The sequence below is a fragment of the Streptomyces sp. NPDC039423 genome, from assembly GCF_055598725.1.
This window is the reverse complement of sequence record NZ_JBVKAH010000003.1, coordinates 616,260-632,886: the sequence shown is the minus strand read 5'-3', so window position 1 is coordinate 632,886 and position 16,627 is coordinate 616,260. Positions and strand designations below refer to the sequence as shown.

At 75.5% G+C, this 16,627-nt stretch carries 14 protein-coding genes; 8 read left to right on the top strand and 6 right to left on the bottom strand.

What is annotated here, in order from left to right; genetic code table 11:
• The first annotated feature begins 13 nt into the window (after positions 1–13).
• Positions 14–157, top strand: coding sequence for a hypothetical protein (locus ACZ7LK_RS13525; RefSeq protein ID WP_392272726.1), 144 nt, complete (start codon positions 14–16; stop codon positions 155–157).
• Positions 158–202: 45 nt separating this feature from the next.
• Here ACZ7LK_RS13525 and ACZ7LK_RS13520 read toward each other — a convergent pair whose 3' ends face one another.
• Positions 203–1,162 (bottom strand): GlxA family transcriptional regulator, encoded by a 960-nt coding sequence (locus tag ACZ7LK_RS13520; RefSeq protein WP_392272727.1) that lies wholly within the window; start codon positions 1,160–1,162, stop codon positions 203–205.
• A 115-nt stretch (positions 1,163–1,277) separates the two neighbouring features.
• Here ACZ7LK_RS13520 and ACZ7LK_RS13515 point away from each other — a divergent pair, with 115 nt between their 5' ends.
• The 4 genes from ACZ7LK_RS13515 (at position 1,278) to ACZ7LK_RS13500 (ending at position 8,141) form a co-directional block, all read left to right on the top strand.
• Positions 1,278–2,336 (top strand): saccharopine dehydrogenase NADP-binding domain-containing protein, encoded by a 1,059-nt coding sequence (locus tag ACZ7LK_RS13515; protein WP_392272728.1) that lies wholly within the window; start codon positions 1,278–1,280, stop codon positions 2,334–2,336.
• A 59-nt stretch (positions 2,337–2,395) separates the two neighbouring features.
• Complete coding sequence (locus ACZ7LK_RS13510) at positions 2,396–3,322, top strand: NAD-dependent epimerase/dehydratase family protein (protein WP_392272729.1); 927 nt, start codon at positions 2,396–2,398, stop codon at positions 3,320–3,322.
• Between the two features lie 348 nt (positions 3,323–3,670).
• Positions 3,671–6,898: a non-ribosomal peptide synthetase gene (locus tag ACZ7LK_RS13505; protein ID WP_471140419.1), complete on the top strand. Its 3,228-nt coding sequence runs from the start codon at positions 3,671–3,673 to the stop codon at positions 6,896–6,898.
• A 10-nt stretch (positions 6,899–6,908) separates the two neighbouring features.
• On the top strand, positions 6,909–8,141 hold the full coding sequence (locus ACZ7LK_RS13500) for a cytochrome P450 (RefSeq protein WP_392272731.1): 1,233 nt from the start codon (positions 6,909–6,911) through the stop codon (positions 8,139–8,141).
• Here ACZ7LK_RS13500 and ACZ7LK_RS13495 read toward each other — a convergent pair.
• From ACZ7LK_RS13495 to ACZ7LK_RS13485, 3 genes are all read right to left on the bottom strand, one after another.
• A complete protein-coding gene (locus tag ACZ7LK_RS13495) occupies positions 8,105–8,542 on the bottom strand; it encodes a hypothetical protein (protein ID WP_392272732.1) in 438 nt (145 codons plus the stop codon). The two genes, ACZ7LK_RS13500 and ACZ7LK_RS13495, sit on opposite strands and share 37 nt — an antisense overlap.
• A gap of 213 nt (positions 8,543–8,755) precedes the next feature.
• Entirely contained in the window at positions 8,756–9,244 is a 489-nt protein-coding gene (locus tag ACZ7LK_RS13490; RefSeq protein WP_392272733.1) for a hypothetical protein, read from the bottom strand.
• Positions 9,245–9,246: 2 nt separating this feature from the next.
• Positions 9,247–9,900, bottom strand: coding sequence for an ABATE domain-containing protein (locus ACZ7LK_RS13485; protein WP_469461932.1), 654 nt, complete (start codon positions 9,898–9,900; stop codon positions 9,247–9,249).
• An 88-nt stretch (positions 9,901–9,988) separates the two neighbouring features.
• Here ACZ7LK_RS13485 and ACZ7LK_RS13480 point away from each other — a divergent pair, with 88 nt between their 5' ends.
• From ACZ7LK_RS13480 to ACZ7LK_RS13470, 3 genes are all read left to right on the top strand, one after another.
• A complete protein-coding gene (locus ACZ7LK_RS13480; RefSeq protein WP_469461933.1) occupies positions 9,989–10,777 on the top strand; it encodes an MBL fold metallo-hydrolase in 789 nt (262 codons plus the stop codon).
• A 142-nt stretch (positions 10,778–10,919) separates the two neighbouring features.
• A complete protein-coding gene (locus ACZ7LK_RS13475) occupies positions 10,920–11,834 on the top strand; it encodes an AurF N-oxygenase family protein (RefSeq protein WP_471140413.1) in 915 nt (304 codons plus the stop codon).
• Between the two features lie 24 nt (positions 11,835–11,858).
• Complete coding sequence (locus ACZ7LK_RS13470) at positions 11,859–13,508, top strand: FAD-dependent oxidoreductase (RefSeq protein ID WP_471140410.1); 1,650 nt, start codon at positions 11,859–11,861, stop codon at positions 13,506–13,508.
• A gap of 13 nt (positions 13,509–13,521) precedes the next feature.
• Here ACZ7LK_RS13470 and ACZ7LK_RS13465 read toward each other — a convergent pair whose 3' ends face one another.
• Both ACZ7LK_RS13465 and ACZ7LK_RS13460 read right to left on the bottom strand, forming a co-directional pair.
• Positions 13,522–15,114, bottom strand: a complete 1,593-nt coding sequence (locus tag ACZ7LK_RS13465; protein WP_471140407.1) for a peroxidase family protein — start codon at positions 15,112–15,114, stop codon at positions 13,522–13,524.
• A gap of 124 nt (positions 15,115–15,238) precedes the next feature.
• On the bottom strand, positions 15,239–16,561 hold the full coding sequence (locus ACZ7LK_RS13460; RefSeq protein WP_471140404.1) for a cytochrome P450: 1,323 nt from the start codon (positions 16,559–16,561) through the stop codon (positions 15,239–15,241).
• Positions 16,562–16,627: the final 66 nt, after the last annotated feature.

Below are 16,627 nucleotides of genomic sequence, written 5' to 3'. Positions count from 1 at the left end.
CAAGGTGGCGGGCATGGACGTCCTCTTCGGGCCGCAGGGGGAGCGGGCCCACCAGCGCGCCCGTCCGGCCCGGAAGGCGGCCGGCACCGGGGACGCGGCCGGTACCGGTGACGGGACCGGCGACGACGGGACCCGCTTGCCCCCGGGTGCCGGCTGAGCGGAACCGGCGTGTGCGCGTACGCCCCGGCGTGCTCCCGGCGGGTCAGCCGGAACCGCCGGGGCGGGCGCTGCGGAAGGTGCGCCGGTAGGTGTCCGGGGGCACGCCCACGCTGCGGTGGAAGTGCCGGCGCAGGGTCGTGGCGGTGCCCAGGCCGGTGGCCGCGGCGATCGACTCGACGGTGTCGTCGGTGGTCTCCAGGAGCTCCTGCGCCCGGTGGACGCGCTGCGTCAGCAGCCACCGCAGCGGAGTGGTGCCGGTGACCGCCGTGAAGTGGCGGGCCAGGTTGCGGGAGCTCATGTTCGCCCGGCGGGCCAACTGCTCCACCGTGAGCGGCTGGTCCAGGCGCCGCATCGCCCAGGACAGCAGGTCGGCGAGGGACCGGTCGCGCGGCTCCGGCAGCGGCGTCGCGACGAACTGCGCCTGGCCGCCCGCCCGGTGCGGCGGCACCACCAGGCGGCGGGCCACCTGGTTGGCGACGGCCGCCCCGTGGTCCAGGCGCACCAGGTGCAGGCACAGGTCCATGGCGGCCGCCTTGCCGGCGGAGGTGAGCACCCGGCCGTCGTCCACGTAGAGCACGTCCGGGTCGACCCGGACGCGCGGGTACCGGGCGGCCAGCGCCGGGGCGTGCATCCAGTGGGTGGTGGCCCGCCGTCCGTCCAGCAGCCCGGCGGCGGCCAGCACGAAGGCGCCCGTGCACAGCGACGCCACCCGGGCCCCGGCGTCGTACGCGGCCCGTACGGCGTCCACCAGCTCGGTGGGCGGGTCCTCGTCCGGGTCGGCGCACGCCGGGACGATCACCGTGTCCGCGTGGACGAGCCGGTCGAGGCCCGCGTCCGGCTCCAGGCGGAACCGCTCGCCGACCCGTGCCCCGGCCGGGCCGCAGAGGGTGAACGTGTACCAGGGGTCGGCCAGGTCGGAGCGGTCGACGCCGAACACGTCGCACGCGGCGGCGAGTTCGAAGTGCGGGACTCCGGCGGAAACGGCCAGCGCGACGGTCCTCATGTCCGAAAGTGTACGGGTGCGGGCATTGCCGCCACTCCCGGCCGGCGCCCCGGCCGCAGCAGGATGGCACCAGTGATCGATGCGTGTGGTCGGAACGGAAAAGGGGAGACATCCGATGGGAACGACTCAGACGGTCGCGGTCTACGGCGCCTACGGGCACACCGGCCGATTCGTGGTGGCGGAGCTGGTGGAGCGGGGACTGAACCCGGTCCTGTCCGGACGGGATCCGGACGGGCTCCGCGCGCTCGCGGAGTCGTTCCCCGGCCTGGAGGTCAGACAGGCGTCCGTGGACGACGCCGCCGCCCTCGACGCCGCGCTGTCCGGCGCCGCGGCGGTGATCAACTGCGCGGGACCGTTCGCCGCGACGACCGCGCCCGTGATCGAGGCGGCCCTGCGCGCACGGATCCCCTACGTCGACGTGGCGGCCGAAGTGGAGGCGGTGGCCGACACGTTCGCGCGGTTCGACGGGCCCGCCCGGGACGCCGGCGTCCTCGTCGTACCGGCGATGGCCTTCTACGGCGGCCTCGGCGACCTGCTCGCCACCGCCGCGGCGGGCACCTGGGCACAGGTGGACGAGGTCCACCTGGCGTACGCGCTCAGTAGCTGGCACCCCACGTCCGGCACCCGCAAGTCCTCCCGGGTCTCCCGGAGCCGGCGCGAAGGGCGGCGCCTGGTGTTCGCGGACGGCCGGCTGCACCTGCGGACCGACCGGGCGCCCACCGGGCGGTGGACCTACCCCGCACCGGTCGGCCAACGGGACGTGGTGGGGGAGTTCACCACCGCGGACAGCGTCACCATCCCCCGCCACGTCACCACCCGGGCGGTGCACACGGTCATGACGGCCGAAGCGGTACGGGACGTGCTCGACCCGGACGCCACGGCGCCGGTGCCGGCCGACGAGCGCGGGCGCTCCGACCAGACGTTCCTCGTCGACGTCGTCGTGCGCTCCGGCGGCGACCGGCGCCGCGCGGTGGCCCGTGGCCGGGACATCTACGCCGTCACCGCGCCCCTCGCCGTGGAGGCCACCCTGCGCGTCCTCGCCGGAGAGGTCACGAGGACCGGTGCCGCCACCGCGGGGGAGGCCTTCGACGCTCCGGGCTTCCTCCGCGCGCTGTCCCCGCACCTGTCGTTCGAGCTGGGTCCGGTCGAGTCCGGCGAGCCCGCCCGCACATGAGCCCCGGGCGACCGGGGACCACCCGAGGCCGTGCGCGGCACGCGCGTTAGTGTGCGCGGATGAGTCTTCATGTCGTCATCGGGTTCGGGCCCGCCGGGGCGGCCACCGCCCGGCTGCTGGCCCGTCAGGGCCATACCGTACGTGTCGTCACCCGGTCGGGGAGGGCCCCGGAGCCGGGCATCGAGCACCTCGCGCTGGACGCGAGGGACGGCGAGCGGCTGAGCGACGCCGCACGGGGCGCGGCCGCCATCCACGGCTGCGCCGCGCCGCCCTACCACCGCTGGGCGGCGCAGTGGCCGCCGCTGGTCGCCTCGCTCTGCTCGGCGGCCGAGGCGACCGGGGCCGTCCTGGTCCTGCTGGGCAACCTCTACGGCTACGGGCCGGTGGACGGCCCCCTCACCGAGGACCTGCCCCTCGCCGCGACCGGCACCAAGGGGCGGGTGCGCGCCGCCGGATGGGAGCGGGCCGCAGAACTGCACGAGCGGGGCCGCATACGGGCGGTCGAGGTCCGGGCGTCGGACTTCTTCGGGCCGGGCGTGACCGACGGCGGCCACCTCGCCGCGCGGGTCGTGCCGCGGCTGCTGCGCGGCAAGCCCGTCACCACGCTCGGTGACCCGGACGCCCCCCATAGCTGGACCTACGTCCCCGACGTGGCCAGGGCCCTGGTGGAGGTCGCGGGCCAGGAGCGGGCCTGGGGGCGTGCCTGGCACGTGCCGACCGCACCCGCCCTGTCGGTGAGGGAGATGGCCGCCCGGCTGGCCGCCGAGGCGGGCACCGGGCCGGTCGCGGTGCGCCGTCTGCCGCCGGCCGTCCTCACGGCCGGGGCGATCGTCTCCCCGCTGCTGCGTGAACTCAAGGAGATTCGTTACCAGTTCGACCGGCCCTTCGTCCTGGACGCCCGTGCCTACGAGGCCGCGTTCACGGTCCGGGCCACCCCCCTGGACGAACAGGTCGAGGCCACGGTGGCCTGGTGGCGCGGCCGGTGAGCCGAAGGGGCGCCGTTCGAGAGCACCCCGGAGGCGGACCGGGCACGGGAGGGAGGACGCCCGACCTGCGAGAGTCCGCACAACACGCCGGTGTTTTCCCGGCGTCGCCCGCCGTCCCCCTGTGATGCCGTGCCGCACCGCCGAAGCGCCCCCCACCGGGCCCTGCGGCCGCGCCGGGGCCGTGGCGGCACGGACGCCCGTCCTCCCGCGCGGCCGTGCCGCCCGGTGATCCCGCCCCGCGCGCCCGCCGCGCGGCCGCCCCGCGACCGTACGATCCCGTCGGCCGCACGGGCGGCGCGATCATGACGGCGGCAGACCGGCGGAGGCGGCCGGGAGGGGAGCGGTCCGATGACCACCGACGGCGCGACACGAGCGGCGGACACGTACACCGGCACCCGCCCGCCCGCGACCCCCGGCCCCTACGAGCGGTCACTGGCGGACCTGTTCGCCGACGTGGCGCGCGCCCACCCGCGGCGGTGCGCGGTGGCCGGGCGCGAGGTGAGCCACACGTACGCCGAACTGGCCGCGCTCGCCGAGCGGTTCGCGCGGGGGCTCATGGCGTACGGGGTGGGGCCGGGGTCCGTCGTCGGCGTCATGGGCCGGCGCGGACCGGAGTCCTGCGTGGCGATCCTGGGTGCCGCGTACGCCGGCGCCCCGTACCTGCCCCTGGACGCGTCGCTCCCGGCCGACCGGCTGGACGCCATGCTGGAGGACGCCGGCGCGGCGGTGGTGGTCCGGCTGCCGGGGACGGACCGGGCCGGGACCGGCCGGGTGCCGGTGCTGGACCACCAGGACGTCCTGGACGCCGGCGGCTCCCGTGCGGCGGCGGCGTCCGGCCCGCCCGCCCCGCCCCGCGCGGCGGCGACGACGCCCGCGTACGTGATGTTCACCTCGGGCACCACGGGGCGCCCCAAGGCGGTCGCGGTGCCCCAGCGCGGGGTGGCGAGGCTCGCGCTCGGCAACGGCTTCCTGGACGTCCGCCCCGAGGACCGGGTGATGCACGCGGCGGCCCTGTCGTTCGACGCCTCGGTGCTGGAGACGTGGCCGGCCCTGCTGAACGGTGCCTGCCTGGTGCCGGTGGCCTCGGAGGTGCTGCTGGCGCCGCACGCGCTGCACCGGTTCGTCGTGCACGAGGGCATCACCGTGCTGTTCCTGACCACCGGCCTCTTCCACCTGGTGGCCCGGGAGCGGCCGGAGACGTTCGCGGGGCTGCGCTACGTGGTGACGGGCGGTGAGGCGCTGCGGCCCGACGCCGCCCGCCGCGTCCTCGCACGGGGCAGGCCCCGGCACCTGGTCAACGCGTACGGGCCCACCGAGGCGGCCTGTGTGGCGCTCGCCCACGAGGTCACCCGGGTGGCCGCCGACGCGACGTGCGTCCCGGTCGGCCGCCCGATCGCCGACACCGTCTGCCATGTCCTCGGCGAGGACGGGAAGCCCGCCGCGACGGGCGAGGTGGGCGAGCTGTGCATCGGCGGGGGCGGCGTCGCCCACGGGTACCTCAACGATCCGGACGGGACCGCCCGCCGGTTCGTCACCCTGGACCCGGCGTCCGCGTCGGACCCCGTCACCGGACCCGGCGTACCCCCGGGCGGCGGACCGCGACGGGTGTACCGCACCGGTGACTTCGTGCGCCGCCGCGCCGACGGGGTGATCGAGTTCTGCGAGCGCCGGGACGACCAGGTCAAGGTCAGGGGCTTCCGCGTCGAACCGGAGGAGGTCCGCACCGCCCTGACCCGGCATCCCCAGGTGGGGGACGCGGTCGTGGTGGCCCGCGAGGACGGCACCAGCCGCGCCCTGCACGCCTACGTCACCCCCGCCGGGCCCGGACGGCCCCCCGCCGCACCGGAGTTGCGGACGTTCCTCACCGAGGCGCTGCCGGCGTTCATGGTCCCGGCCACCTTCACCGTGCTCGACCGGCTGCCCCTCGCCCCGAGCGGCAAGGTGGACCGTGCCGCCCTCCCGGCACCCGCGGCCCCCGCCCCCGCCCGCGTCGCCGGCACCGGCGCCGCCGGCCCGGACCCGGAGGCTCCCGGCGGGCACGGCGCCGGGCCGGGTTCCGTGGCCGCCGCGGTCGCGGCGGCCTGGGCGGACCTCCTGCCACTGGGCCGGGCCGAACCGGACGACGACTTCTTCGCGTGCGGCGGCAGTTCGCTCCTGGCGGTCCGGCTCGTGGCCCGCGTGCGCAAGGCCCTGGGCATCGACCAGCGGCACGGCTACGAGCTGGTCACCCGGCTGCTGGACGAGCCGACCGTACGGGCCTTCACCGCCGCCGTCGAAGCCGTCGCCGGCGACACCCGGGATCCCGGTGACACCGGGGTTCCCGGCGACCCGGGTGATCCCGGGGCGCGTGGACCGCGGACCGCGCCCGTGGACCGCTGGCGCCCCGACCTCCACTGGGACATGCCGCCGGTCACCGGCGCCGCCCCCCGCCCGCGGTGGCGGGCCCCCCGGCACGTGTTCCTCACCGGAGCCACCGGGTTCGTCGGCGCCTATCTGCTGCGTGAACTGCTGGACCGTACGGACGCCGACGTCCACGCCCTGGTCCGTGCCCGGGACTCCGCGCACGCCCTGGACCGCCTCGTCCGGGCCCAGGCGCGCTACGGCATCACCCGGCCGCTGCCCGCGCACCGGGTGCGCCCGCTCGTCGGGGACCTCACCCTGCCCCGCCTGGGCCTGGGCGAACGGGACTGGGAGGAGCAGGCCGCCCGCGCCGACGTGGTCCACCACTGCGGGGCCGAGGTCAACTTCCTGTACCCGTACGAGAAGCTGCGCGCCGCCAACGTGTACGGCACCCGCGAGGTCATCGCCCTGGCGGCCCGCCGCGCGGTCCCGCTGCACCACGTGTCCACCGTGGCGGTGGTCCACGGCATGGGCGCCGCGGGCCTGCGGACGGTCACCGAGCGGACGCCGCTCGACCACGTCGAGCTGCTGTCCATGGGGTACACCGAGAGCAAGTGGGTCGGCGAGGAACTCGTCCGGGGCGCGGGCCGCGCCGGTCTGCCCGTCACCGTCCACCGGCCGTACGAGGTGTCGGGCGACACCACCGGCCACACCTGGAACAGCGGCGCGGCACTGTGCGAGTTCTTCCGCGTCATCACCGAGACCGGTCTGGCCCCGGATCTCGACCTCCCGCTGAACCTGGTGCCGGCCGACTTCGTCGCCGGAGCCGTCGTCCACCTCGCCACGCACCGGCGGGCGGTGGGCCGGACCTACCACCTGACCAACCCGCGGCCCGCCGTGCTCGGCACCATGGTGGACCGGCTGCGCGCCCACGGGCACCGGATCCGCACCGTCGGCTACCGGGAATGGGTGGACGCCATGACCGCCGAGCTGGCGCGGCGGCCGTCGCACCCCTTCAGCCCGTTCGCCGAACTGTTCACCACCGGGACCACCGCCGGCGGCACCACGGTCACGGTGCAGGAGCTGTCCACCGCCGGCCACGCGCCGCTGCTGGACCGTACCGGCCTGGAGACCGACCTGGCGGGGAGCGGCCTGACCTGCCCACCGGTCGACGCCCGCCTCCTGGACGCCTACATCCGCCGGTTCCACGCCTCCGGCTTCATCCCCGCCCCGTGAGAGGACGACCGTGACCGTTCTCCCCCCGCCCGTCCCGGACCTGACCGATCCCCGCACCTTCCTGCCCGAGCCGCCGCACGAGCTGTGGGCAGCGCTGCGCCGCCGCGACGGTCTGCACCACCAGGAGCGGGACGGCGCGCCCGGGTTCCACTCGGTGACCCGCCACGCCGACGTCGACGCGGTCCTGCGGGACTCGGCCACGTACAGCTCCGAATGGGGCATGACACTGGACACCGCGCTCGGCGAACGGGACGCGGCGGCCGGCCGGATGATCGAGCTCACCGATCCGCCGCGCCACCGGCGGCTGCGCCGGCTGGTCAGCGGCGGGCTGACCCGCTCGGCCGCGCACACGATGGACGGGGTGCTGCGCCGGTACGTCGACCGGTGGGTCGAGGACGCGGTGCGGGCCGGGCGGACCGACTTCGTGGCGGCCGTCAGCGCCCGCGTACCGGCGGCGGCGACGGGGCTGCTGCTCGGCCTGCCCGAGCCGGAGTGGCGGCCCCTGTCCGAGCACGCGAGCCGCGCGGTGTGCGGCTCCCTCGCCGCGCACGACCCGGCCGCCGGTGACCTGACGGCCCGGCGCCGGTCGACGGCCACCGCCAACGGGCAGCTCCTCGCGCACCTGGCCGGTCTGATCGAGGACGAGGACCTCCTGGCCGCCGACGGGCTGGTGCGCCGGCTGCTGGAAGGGGAGATCGACGGCGACCGTCTCACCCGCGAGGAAGTGCTGCTGAACTGCCTCAACCTCGCCATCGGGGGCAACGAGACCACCAAGAACGCCACGGCGGCGGGAGTGGCCGCGTTCGCCCGGCACCCCGAGCAGTGGCAGTGGCTGCGGGACCACCCCGAGCACCTGGACCGGGCCGTCGAGGAGGTCCTGCGCCACACCACCCCGCCCCTGCACCTGGTGCGGACGGTGACGTCCCCGGCCGTGCTGGGCGGTACCCGCCTGGAGCCGGGCGACCTGCTGTGCCTGTGGCTGCCGTCGGCCAACCGCGACGAGGACGTCTTCCCCGACGCCGACGACTTCCGGGTCGACCGCGCCGACAACCCGCACCTGGCGTTCACCAGCGGCCGGCACTTCTGCATGGGCGCGGCCCTGGCCCGCACCCAGATGCGCCTGGTCTTCGGGGCACTGCTGGAGCGGGTCGCCCGCATCCGCCCGGCGGGCGCCCCGGCCCGCCGGGCGTCGAACTTCGTCGCCGCCTACGACAGTCTGCCGGTCACCCTCGTCGCCGGCTGACCCCGGCGCACGTCCCGCGCCCGGCCGGCGCGGGCCACGGCCGTACCGAGGAGGGCGGCGGCGGTGAGCAGCCCGATCCGGTAGGCGTCGGTCAGGCCCTGCCACGCCAGCTCGCCCTGCTGGTGGACGACGAAGCCGTCGTAGAAGAGCCAGCACACCGCGGTGCAGAGGGGGACCGCCCGGGGGTGGGCCCGCAGCCCCAGGGTGGCCGAAAGCGCGCAGTACGCGACCAGCGCGACCGCCGGGTGCCGCAGCCCGCCCACCGCCCCCAGTACGGGCAGCAGGTAACCGGACCCGACGAACGCGGCCGCGCACACGGCGGCGGTGGAGTACGTCCACGGTGCGGAATCCTCACCGGGGCGGACGACAGTGCCCAGGGTGCGCCGCAGAACGCCGACCATGGCCTCTCCTCGGTTCCAGCCGTACGCGTGTCCCGCCGTGCCGGGCGCCGGCGGTACGCCCACCGGTGCCGTCCACCACTGTGGGACCGCGGCACGGCCGGGACAAAGACGTCGACCGGCCATGTCCGCCGCCCGGGGGGACCCGCGCCCGCCCGGAGGGGTGTGACGGGGCGCGTGCCGGACCCGGTGCGCCGGGGGGCGCCGGGCGCCGGGTCAGGCGCCGTCGCGGAGGACGACCACGTACCGGTCGTCGTAGGGGGCGCCCTCGTCCTCCGGCAGCAACCGCAGCTCCAGGGGCGCGCGTTCACCGGGGAAGCGGACCTCCACGTACGCCTCCTTCCCGCCCGGGGAGAACGCGGCCGTGCCCGGGCGCCGTGCGGCGTCGTGCCAGCGGGCGACCCAGCGCTCGGCGTCGTCCTCCGTGCCGCCCCCGTCCCCGGCGAGTTCGGCCAGGCCGGCGGCGTCCCCGTCCTTCAGACGGGCCAGCACGTGCTCGGTGGTGGCGAGGCTGCCGGGGGTGGGGCGCCCGGTGACCGTGAGGTCGAGGGCGGCGGTGCCGTCCTTGACACGGCCGGGCGTTTTGTCGGTGACCAGGGCGTCGCAGCCGCCGAGCAGCGGTACGAGCAGGACGAGTCCCAGGGCCGCGGCCCAGGTGCCGCCCGCCCGTCCCGTCCCGGCGCCGGGCCGGGTGCCGCGTGCCACGTTCACTCCTCCCCGGAGCCCGGGCCGGAGCCGGAGTCGGCGCCCGGGCCGGAGCCGGCGCCCGAGCCGGTGCCGGTGCGGCGGGCGTAGGCGCGGGCGGCGCGGGCGCGGTCGCCGCACCGGGTGGAGCACCAGTGGCGGCGTCCGTGGCGGATCAGGAACCGGTTGCAGGGCGGTGAGCCGCAGGCGGTGAGGCGCTCGGCGTCGGGGCCGGTGAGCAGGTCGGCGGCGTCGGCTGCCAGGGTCGCCACCGCGTGGTCCACGATCTGGGTGGTGGGGTGCGGGGCCACCCGGTAGGGGCCCTTCCTGTCGTCCCACTGCAACAGCGGGGCCGTGGGCACCCGGTTCATGGCGTCGTTGAGGGCGCCGACGGCGGCGGGGAGCGCGGGCACCGCGGCGACCCGGGACGCGAGCAGCGATCTGACCTGCTCCCGGAGCGAGCGGAGCTGCGACGCGCACATCTCCCGCATCCCGGCGTCGGCCGGGGCCAGCCCGCGGTCGAGGAGCCACCGGTTGGCCGCCGCCGGGGTGCCCAGCAGGTCGGTGAACTGCCCGCCGGGCAGTGCGACGGCGCTGTTGGCCAGGGCGAGGGAGAGGTGCCGCTCCTCGCCCGGCGCGGGCGGCGGGGCGGGCTCGGCCGTCGGGATTCCACTCATGGGTCTCATGGTACGCCTTGTCGTCATCCGTGAGAAACGTCTACTGTCCTCTCATGGATAGAGTTGATTTCAACCGTGAGGAACTGTCATGCCCTCTTCTGCTGCGACCGTTGAAGCGCGTTTTCCCGTCCGGGTGTTCGGGGGCCCGACCGCCCTCTTCGAGTACGGCGGCCTGCGCTTCCTGACCGACCCGACCTTCGACGCCCCCGGTGACTACGGGACGCCGGGCCGCCCCGTGCTGACCAAGACCGCCGCACCCGCCGCCGCTCCGGCCGGCCTCGGCCCGGTCGACGTGGTCCTGCTGTCCCACGACGAGCACGCCGACAACCTCGACACCTCCGGCCGGGCGCTGCTGGCCGACGTGCCCCTCGTCCTCACCACTCCGGGCGGCGGCCGGCGCCTCGGCGCCCGGGGGCTGGCCGACTGGGAGTCCGTCGAGCTGGACCGCCCCGGCGGTGGCACGCTCACCGTGACCGGCGTCCCCGCCGTCCACGGGCCCGGCTCCCGCGAGGAGGTCGAGAGCGTCACCGGGCAGGTCGTCGGCTTCGTCCTCACCGGGGAGGGGCTCCCCACGGTCTACGTCAGCGGCGACAACGCCTCGCTCGAAGCGGTCCGGTCGATAGCCGACCGCTTCGGCCCCGTGGACACCGCCGTGCTCTTCGCCGGGGCGCCCCGCTTCCCGGTCCTCTACGACGGCGGGCTGCTGGTGCTGGACAGCGTCCAGGCCGCCGAGGCCGCCCGCGTCCTCGGGGCGCGCCGGGTCGTCCCCGTGCACTACGACGGCTGGGCGCACTTCACCGAGGGGCGTGACGCGCTGCTGGCCGCGTTCACCGCTGCCGGGCTGGCCGACCGCCTCGACTGGGGCCACCGGGGCTGACCCGGGGGCGGCGCGGCGGCCTCGTGGAGATTTCTACCGGGGGGTAGGCCGGGGCGGCCCTCCTGCTGTACGGTCCGTGCGACGGCTTGCTTACATCTTGTCTAACAAGCGGGGGATCCCGCTCGATTCGAGGAGCACCAGCATGGCCAGCAGCACCGTCCGGCCGGAGAACCGGAACGGACCCCACGCACCCGAGGTCGCCCGCCGCCTGCTCGACTCGGCGGCGACGCTGTCGTACGACCCGGCCACCGAGGTGGACTGGGACACGCCGCTGGACAAGGACTTCCACGGCGCCAGCCCCGAGTGGAGCACCCTCTACGGCACCGCCTACTGGCGGGAGATGACCGAGGCGCAACGCAAGGAACTGACGCGCCAGGAAGCCGCCTCGGTGGCCAGCACCGGCATCTGGTTCGAGATGATCCTCCAGCAGATGGTGCTCCGCGACATCTACGCCAAGGACCCGACCGACCCCCGCTTCCAGTGGGCGCTCACCGAGATCGCCGACGAGTGCCGGCACTCCATCATGTTCGCGCGCGGCGCGCAGAAGCTGGGGGCACCCGCCTACCGCCCGCACCGTGTCGCGGTCGAACTCGGCAGGGTCTTCAAGACCCTCGCCTTCGGAGAGGCCGCGTACGCCGCCATCCTCGTCGCCGAGGAGGTGCTCGACGTCATGCAGCGCGACTGGATGCGCGACGAGCGGGTCGTGCCCTTCGTCCGCACCATCAACAACATCCATGTCGTCGAGGAGTCACGGCACATGAAGTTCGCCCGCGACGAGACGCGCAAGCGCCTCGCCCGCGCCGGACGGCTGCGCCGCCGCGTCCACGCGGTCCTCGTCGCGATCGCCTCCTACATCATCGTCACCAGCATGGTGAACAAGGACGTGTACGCCCGGACCGGACTCGACCGGAAGCGCGCCGTCCGCGAAGCCGCGGCCAACGAGCACCACAAGGCCCTGATGCGGTCGAGTTGCGCCGGCCTCATGGAGTTCCTCGCCTCGGCCGGGCTGCTCACCAAACCGGCCCTGGTGTTCTACAAGCGCGCCCACCTGATCTGACCGCGGCCGGACCGAGCGGACGACATGACCTACGCCATCACCCAGACCTGCTGCGCCGACGCCACCTGCGTCGCCGTCTGCCCCGTGAACTGCATCCACCCGACCCCGGACGAACCGGAGTTCGGCACCACCGAGATGCTCTACGTCGACCCGCGGTCCTGCATCGACTGCGGCGCCTGCGCCGACGCCTGCCCGGTCGACGCGGTGTTCCCGGCCGACGCCCTGCCCGCACCGCAAGCGGACTTCGCGGCCGTCAACGCGGCGTACTACCAGGACCGCCCGCCGCCCCTGCCCGCCACCGGACCCACCCTCCACCCCTGGGGCGGACCGGACTTCGCACGCGGCCTCCCCGCCGACTTCGCCCCCATCCGCGTCGCCGTCGTCGGCACCGGCCCGGCCGGCATGTACGCCGCCGAGGACCTGCTCCTGCACACCAACGCCGAAGTGACCCTGATCGACCGGCTGCCCGTCGCCGGCGGGCTCGTACGGTACGGCGTCGCCCCCGACCACCCGGGGACCAAGCGGATCGGCGACGCCTTCGCCCGCTTCCGCTCCCACCCCCGCGCCCGGACGCACCTGGGCGTCGACGTGGGCCGGGACGTCACGGCGGAGGAACTCGCCGCGCACCACCACGCCGTCGTCTACGCCGTGGGGGCCCCGGCCGACCGCGGCCTCGGGATCCCGGGGGAGGACCTGACCGGCAGCCACTCCGCCACCACGTTCGTCTCCTGGTACAACGCCCACCCCGACGTCCCGGCCGACACGGTCCGGCCGGCCGGCGAACGCGTCGTCGTGGTCGGCAACGGCAACGTCGCCCTCGACATCGCCCGGATCCTGGTGTCCGCCCCCGACACGCTCGCCCGTACCGACATCGCCGACCACGCGCTGACCGCCCTGCGCGCGGCCCGGGCCCGCGAGGTCGTGCTCCTCGGGCGCCGGGGCCCCGAGGACGCCGCGTACACCGCCTCCGAGCTGCGGGCCCTGACGCACCTGGACGGCGTGCGGCTGGTCGTCGACGACCATGACCCGCGCGTCGCCCGGGCCGTCGACGGCGCCCGGCCCGGCGAGAAGGCCGCGCTCCTCCGGGACGTCCCCCGCGAACCGGTCGACTGGACGCGCCCCCCGCCGCCCGGACGCCGCATCGTGTTCCGCTTCCACTCCGCGCCCGTGGCGGTCCTCGGCGACGGCGCCGTCGCCGCCGTACGGGTCACGGGCCCCGCCGCCCCGGCGGACGTTCCGGCGGGCATGGTGCTGCGGGCGGTCGGGTACCGCGGGGTACCGGTGCCGGGGCTGCCCTTCGACGACGCCACCGGGACCGTGCCGCACCGGGCGGGGCGCGTACCGGGCCCGCCGGGCACCTACGTCGTCGGCTGGGTCAAGCGCGGCCCCTCGGGCGGCATCGGGACCAACCGCACCTGCGCCGCCGAGACCGTCGGGACCCTGCTCGCCGACGCCGTCGCCGGGGCGCTGCCCGAACCGGCCCGTACCGCGAAGGACTTCCGCCGGCTGCTGCGCGGCCGTGTCGGCGACGTCGTCGACGCCCGGGGGATGGCCGCCATCGACCGGGCCGAGCTCGCCGCGGGCGAGCGCGAGGGCCGGACCCGGGTGAAGATCGCCACGGTCGGGGAACTGCGGGCGACCGCGCGACGCGGCCGCCGGTGGGTGCGCCCCTGAGCGAACGCCCCGCCTACCGCGCGTGCTTCACCCCGAGCGACACCAGGTGGCGCCCGTCGTCCTCCGGCAGGTTGCGGTGGACGACGTCGGACAGCGAACGCGTCCGGCGCAGGATCTCCATCCCCTCCGGCGAGAACGTGGCCGGGGTGAAGAGCCGAGGGGAGAGCAACGGATTTGTGAGGGCCTCGGAGAACGCGTCGATCCCGATGATCCGCCCGAGCAGGTTGCCGAAGAGGCTGCCGTGCCGGGCGTCCTCGGCGAAGAGGCCCACGTACAGGTCCAGCTCGTCGACGCCGCCGTACAGGTCGTGCAGCGCCTCCCGCACCACCGGGTCCCCGGACACCTGGCGCAGGTCGGTCGCCCGGGGGAAGCCGAAGTGCTCCCGGTAGTCGTTGTACGAGGCCACCTCCAGCTCCCGGCCGACCTCGACGCTCCGGGCCTCGACGGGCAGCAGCAGGGGGTCGGTGTTGAACAGTCCCATCCGGCCGGCGGGCTGGCGCGACAGGTCGTCGAAGAGCGGCCCCATGCCGCGCTCCTCGATGACGCGGCCGTTGGCGAGGGTGTGCATCAGGGGCACGTCCTCGCCCGCGATCCGGTACGACGACGGGATCAGGCTGTGCCAGCGGTACACCAGGCTGAACTCGATCGTCGACCAGTTCTCCCGGTGCCAGCTCGACTTCACCGTGCGCCGCGGATCGAGCCGGAACCGGAAGTGGAACGGCGTCAGGTGGTTGATGTACTCCTCCAGCACCAGCCGGATCGTCATCACCACCAGGATGTTGCGGGTGGTCTGGAAGACGCGTTCGTCGTCCCACGACGGGTGCGCGCGCTCCAGCAGGCCCGCGATCCGGTTGTGCTCCCGCAGGAAGAGCACGTTGACGAGCATGGGCCCGAGGTGGGCGTGCGCCCGGTCGCCGCCCGACGCGAAGACCGTGTCGCGCAGTGGCTCCGGCACGTCCTCCCACCGCGCCGGCCTGAGGGCGCCGAACTCCGCCTTGATCCGCCCGCCGTCGCACAGCAGGGGAGGGAACTCCCCGCCGTTGACGGTCCGGCTCTTCAGCCGGCCGCCCTCGAACTCCCGCAGGCAGGCCGTCATCTCCTGGGTCGCGCCGTAGAGCTGCACCATGTCGATGGTGTGCGGCGAGTCGGTGCGCCGCGGGTCGCCGCCCCTGCCGTGCCCCCGCAGGAACCCGTCCGTGAACCACTGGGCGAAGGCCGGCAGCAGTGCCGTCGACCGGGCGCAGGACCGGCCCTCGCCGTCCCGGCGGAACAGCTCGGCCGCCCGGTGCGGGGTCGGGCGGCCCGGGTGCGGCGCGCTGTCCGGGGGCAGGTGCCGGCCCACGTACGACCGGTCCGTCAGGGAGACCCACGAGGTGTAGGGCGCCAGCGTGCTCAGCGGGTTGGGCCGGGGCGGCGCCTTGAGGATGGCGAGGTCCGTCAGCACCGCGTTGGTCCTGCGGTACAGCCACCGATTGCCCTGCACGGCCCGCCACAGGGGCGCGTAGTGCGTGAGCACGTGCGCCTCCACACGGTTGCGCAACCCGTCCCTGGAGGGGTCGCGGCCGTCCTCCGCCCCGGTGCGCGCGCGGCGCGCGATGGTGGTCATCCGTCCCTGCTCCCTCGTCGGTGCGTCAGGTGCGTCAGGTGCGTCGGGTGTGGCGGTGCGTCGGGTGTGTGGCAGGGATGTCCGCCGCGCCGGCGCGGTGACCGGGTCCCGGCGGGCGGTAGCGTCACGAGGACGGCATCGCGCCCGCCGTCACCGTGTAGTGCTGGGGGTACGGCGTGCCCGCGAAGTCCAGCTCCCGCTCGGCGCCCGGCAGCGGCCTGATGCCTGGCCGCAGCAGCACCCGCCGCACCATCTCGGGGACGATCGCCCGGGCCGGGTACTTGCCCACGCACTCGTGCGCCCCGTACCCCAGCACCATGTTGTGCACCGGGGTCCGGTCCGGCCGGAAGGCGTACGGGTCCTCGACGACCGTCTCGTCGAACATCGCGGACGCCATGTGCGCGTGCACCACGGTGCCGGGGGCGAGCCGCGTGGCGCGCGGGGTCCCGGCGGCCAGCACGTGCTCGCGGACGCACAGCCGCGGCGTCGACGGCACGAAGGGGTGGAACCGCAGGGCCTCCCAGACGAAGCCGTCGAAGCCCGCCGGGTCCTCCTCGGCCGCCGCGCGCTCGGCCCGGGCCAGCTCCTCGGGGCGTGCGGCCAGCTCCTTCAGGGCCGTCACCGCGCACTGCGCGGCGTTCTGCTGGTAGCCGATCAGAAAGCCGACGAGCTGGTTGTTGATGCGCTCGTCGGTCAGCTCCGGCCCGGTCCCCGGCGGCAGGGCCGTACGCAGCATCCGGCCGAGGACGTCGTCCGTCCCGCCGTCCGCCGCCCCGGACGCGCCGTCCGGCCCGGCCCCGGCGGCCCGGCGCCGCTGGATGACGCCCGCCACGATGTCGTGCAGTTCCTTGCCGGCCGCGACACCCGAGGCGTGCACCTCCGGGTCCCGCTCCTGGTTCACGAACACCGCCCGCTGCACCCGCTGCGACAGCGTGTGCAGCACCTCCACCGGCACGTCCGTGAAGCCCAGGTACTCCACCGCCACCCGGGCGGCCACCGGGGCCGCGTACTGCCGCACGTGGTCGAAGGTGGTACGCCCCTCGATCCGCGCCACCGCCACCGCACGGTCCAGGGCGTCGTCGGCGATCCGCGCGGTCAGCCGGCGCACCGGGCCGAAGTCCTCCGCGGGCAGCATCAGCCGGGCGTGCGCGCGGTCGTGCCCGTGCAGGTCGGCACCGTCCCGCGCCAGCATGAACGGCCCGTGCAGCGCCTCCTCCAGCACCGGCCCGTACACCCCGACGGTGAACACCTCGGGGGTGGACAGCACCTCCACCACATCGGGCATCCGGGTGACGAAGACGCCCGCCGGTGTGTCGAACACCGGCCGCTCGGCCCGCAGTTCACGCAGCAGGGCCGGACCGTCCGCCTTCATCCGCCGCCTCAGCAGACCCACCCGTCCCGCGGCGTCGGTCTGCGGGATCGCGTCGTACGCCGCGAGGAACTCCATGGGACCACCCAGACGTCATCGGGCGACACCGAAGCGGTCGCCGGCGGATGCCCTCCCATTACGGCA

Coding starts and splice junctions, on each gene's coding strand:
- ACZ7LK_RS13525 (WP_392272726.1), top strand. CDS start 14: ATGGACGTCCTCTTCGGGCCGCAGGGGGAGCGGGCCCACCAGCGCGCC.
- ACZ7LK_RS13520 (WP_392272727.1), bottom strand. CDS start 1,162: ATGAGGACCGTCGCGCTGGCCGTTTCCGCCGGAGTCCCGCACTTCGAA.
- ACZ7LK_RS13515 (WP_392272728.1), top strand. CDS start 1,278: ATGGGAACGACTCAGACGGTCGCGGTCTACGGCGCCTACGGGCACACC.
- ACZ7LK_RS13510 (WP_392272729.1), top strand. CDS start 2,396: ATGAGTCTTCATGTCGTCATCGGGTTCGGGCCCGCCGGGGCGGCCACC.
- ACZ7LK_RS13505 (WP_471140419.1), top strand. CDS start 3,671: ATGACCACCGACGGCGCGACACGAGCGGCGGACACGTACACCGGCACC.
- ACZ7LK_RS13495 (WP_392272732.1), bottom strand. CDS start 8,542: ATGGTCGGCGTTCTGCGGCGCACCCTGGGCACTGTCGTCCGCCCCGGT.
- ACZ7LK_RS13485 (WP_469461932.1), bottom strand. CDS start 9,900: ATGAGTGGAATCCCGACGGCCGAGCCCGCCCCGCCGCCCGCGCCGGGC.
- ACZ7LK_RS13480 (WP_469461933.1), top strand. CDS start 9,989: ATGCCCTCTTCTGCTGCGACCGTTGAAGCGCGTTTTCCCGTCCGGGTG.
- ACZ7LK_RS13475 (WP_471140413.1), top strand. CDS start 10,920: ATGGCCAGCAGCACCGTCCGGCCGGAGAACCGGAACGGACCCCACGCA.
- ACZ7LK_RS13470 (WP_471140410.1), top strand. CDS start 11,859: ATGACCTACGCCATCACCCAGACCTGCTGCGCCGACGCCACCTGCGTC.
- ACZ7LK_RS13465 (WP_471140407.1), bottom strand. CDS start 15,114: ATGACCACCATCGCGCGCCGCGCGCGCACCGGGGCGGAGGACGGCCGC.
- ACZ7LK_RS13460 (WP_471140404.1), bottom strand. CDS start 16,561: ATGGAGTTCCTCGCGGCGTACGACGCGATCCCGCAGACCGACGCCGCG.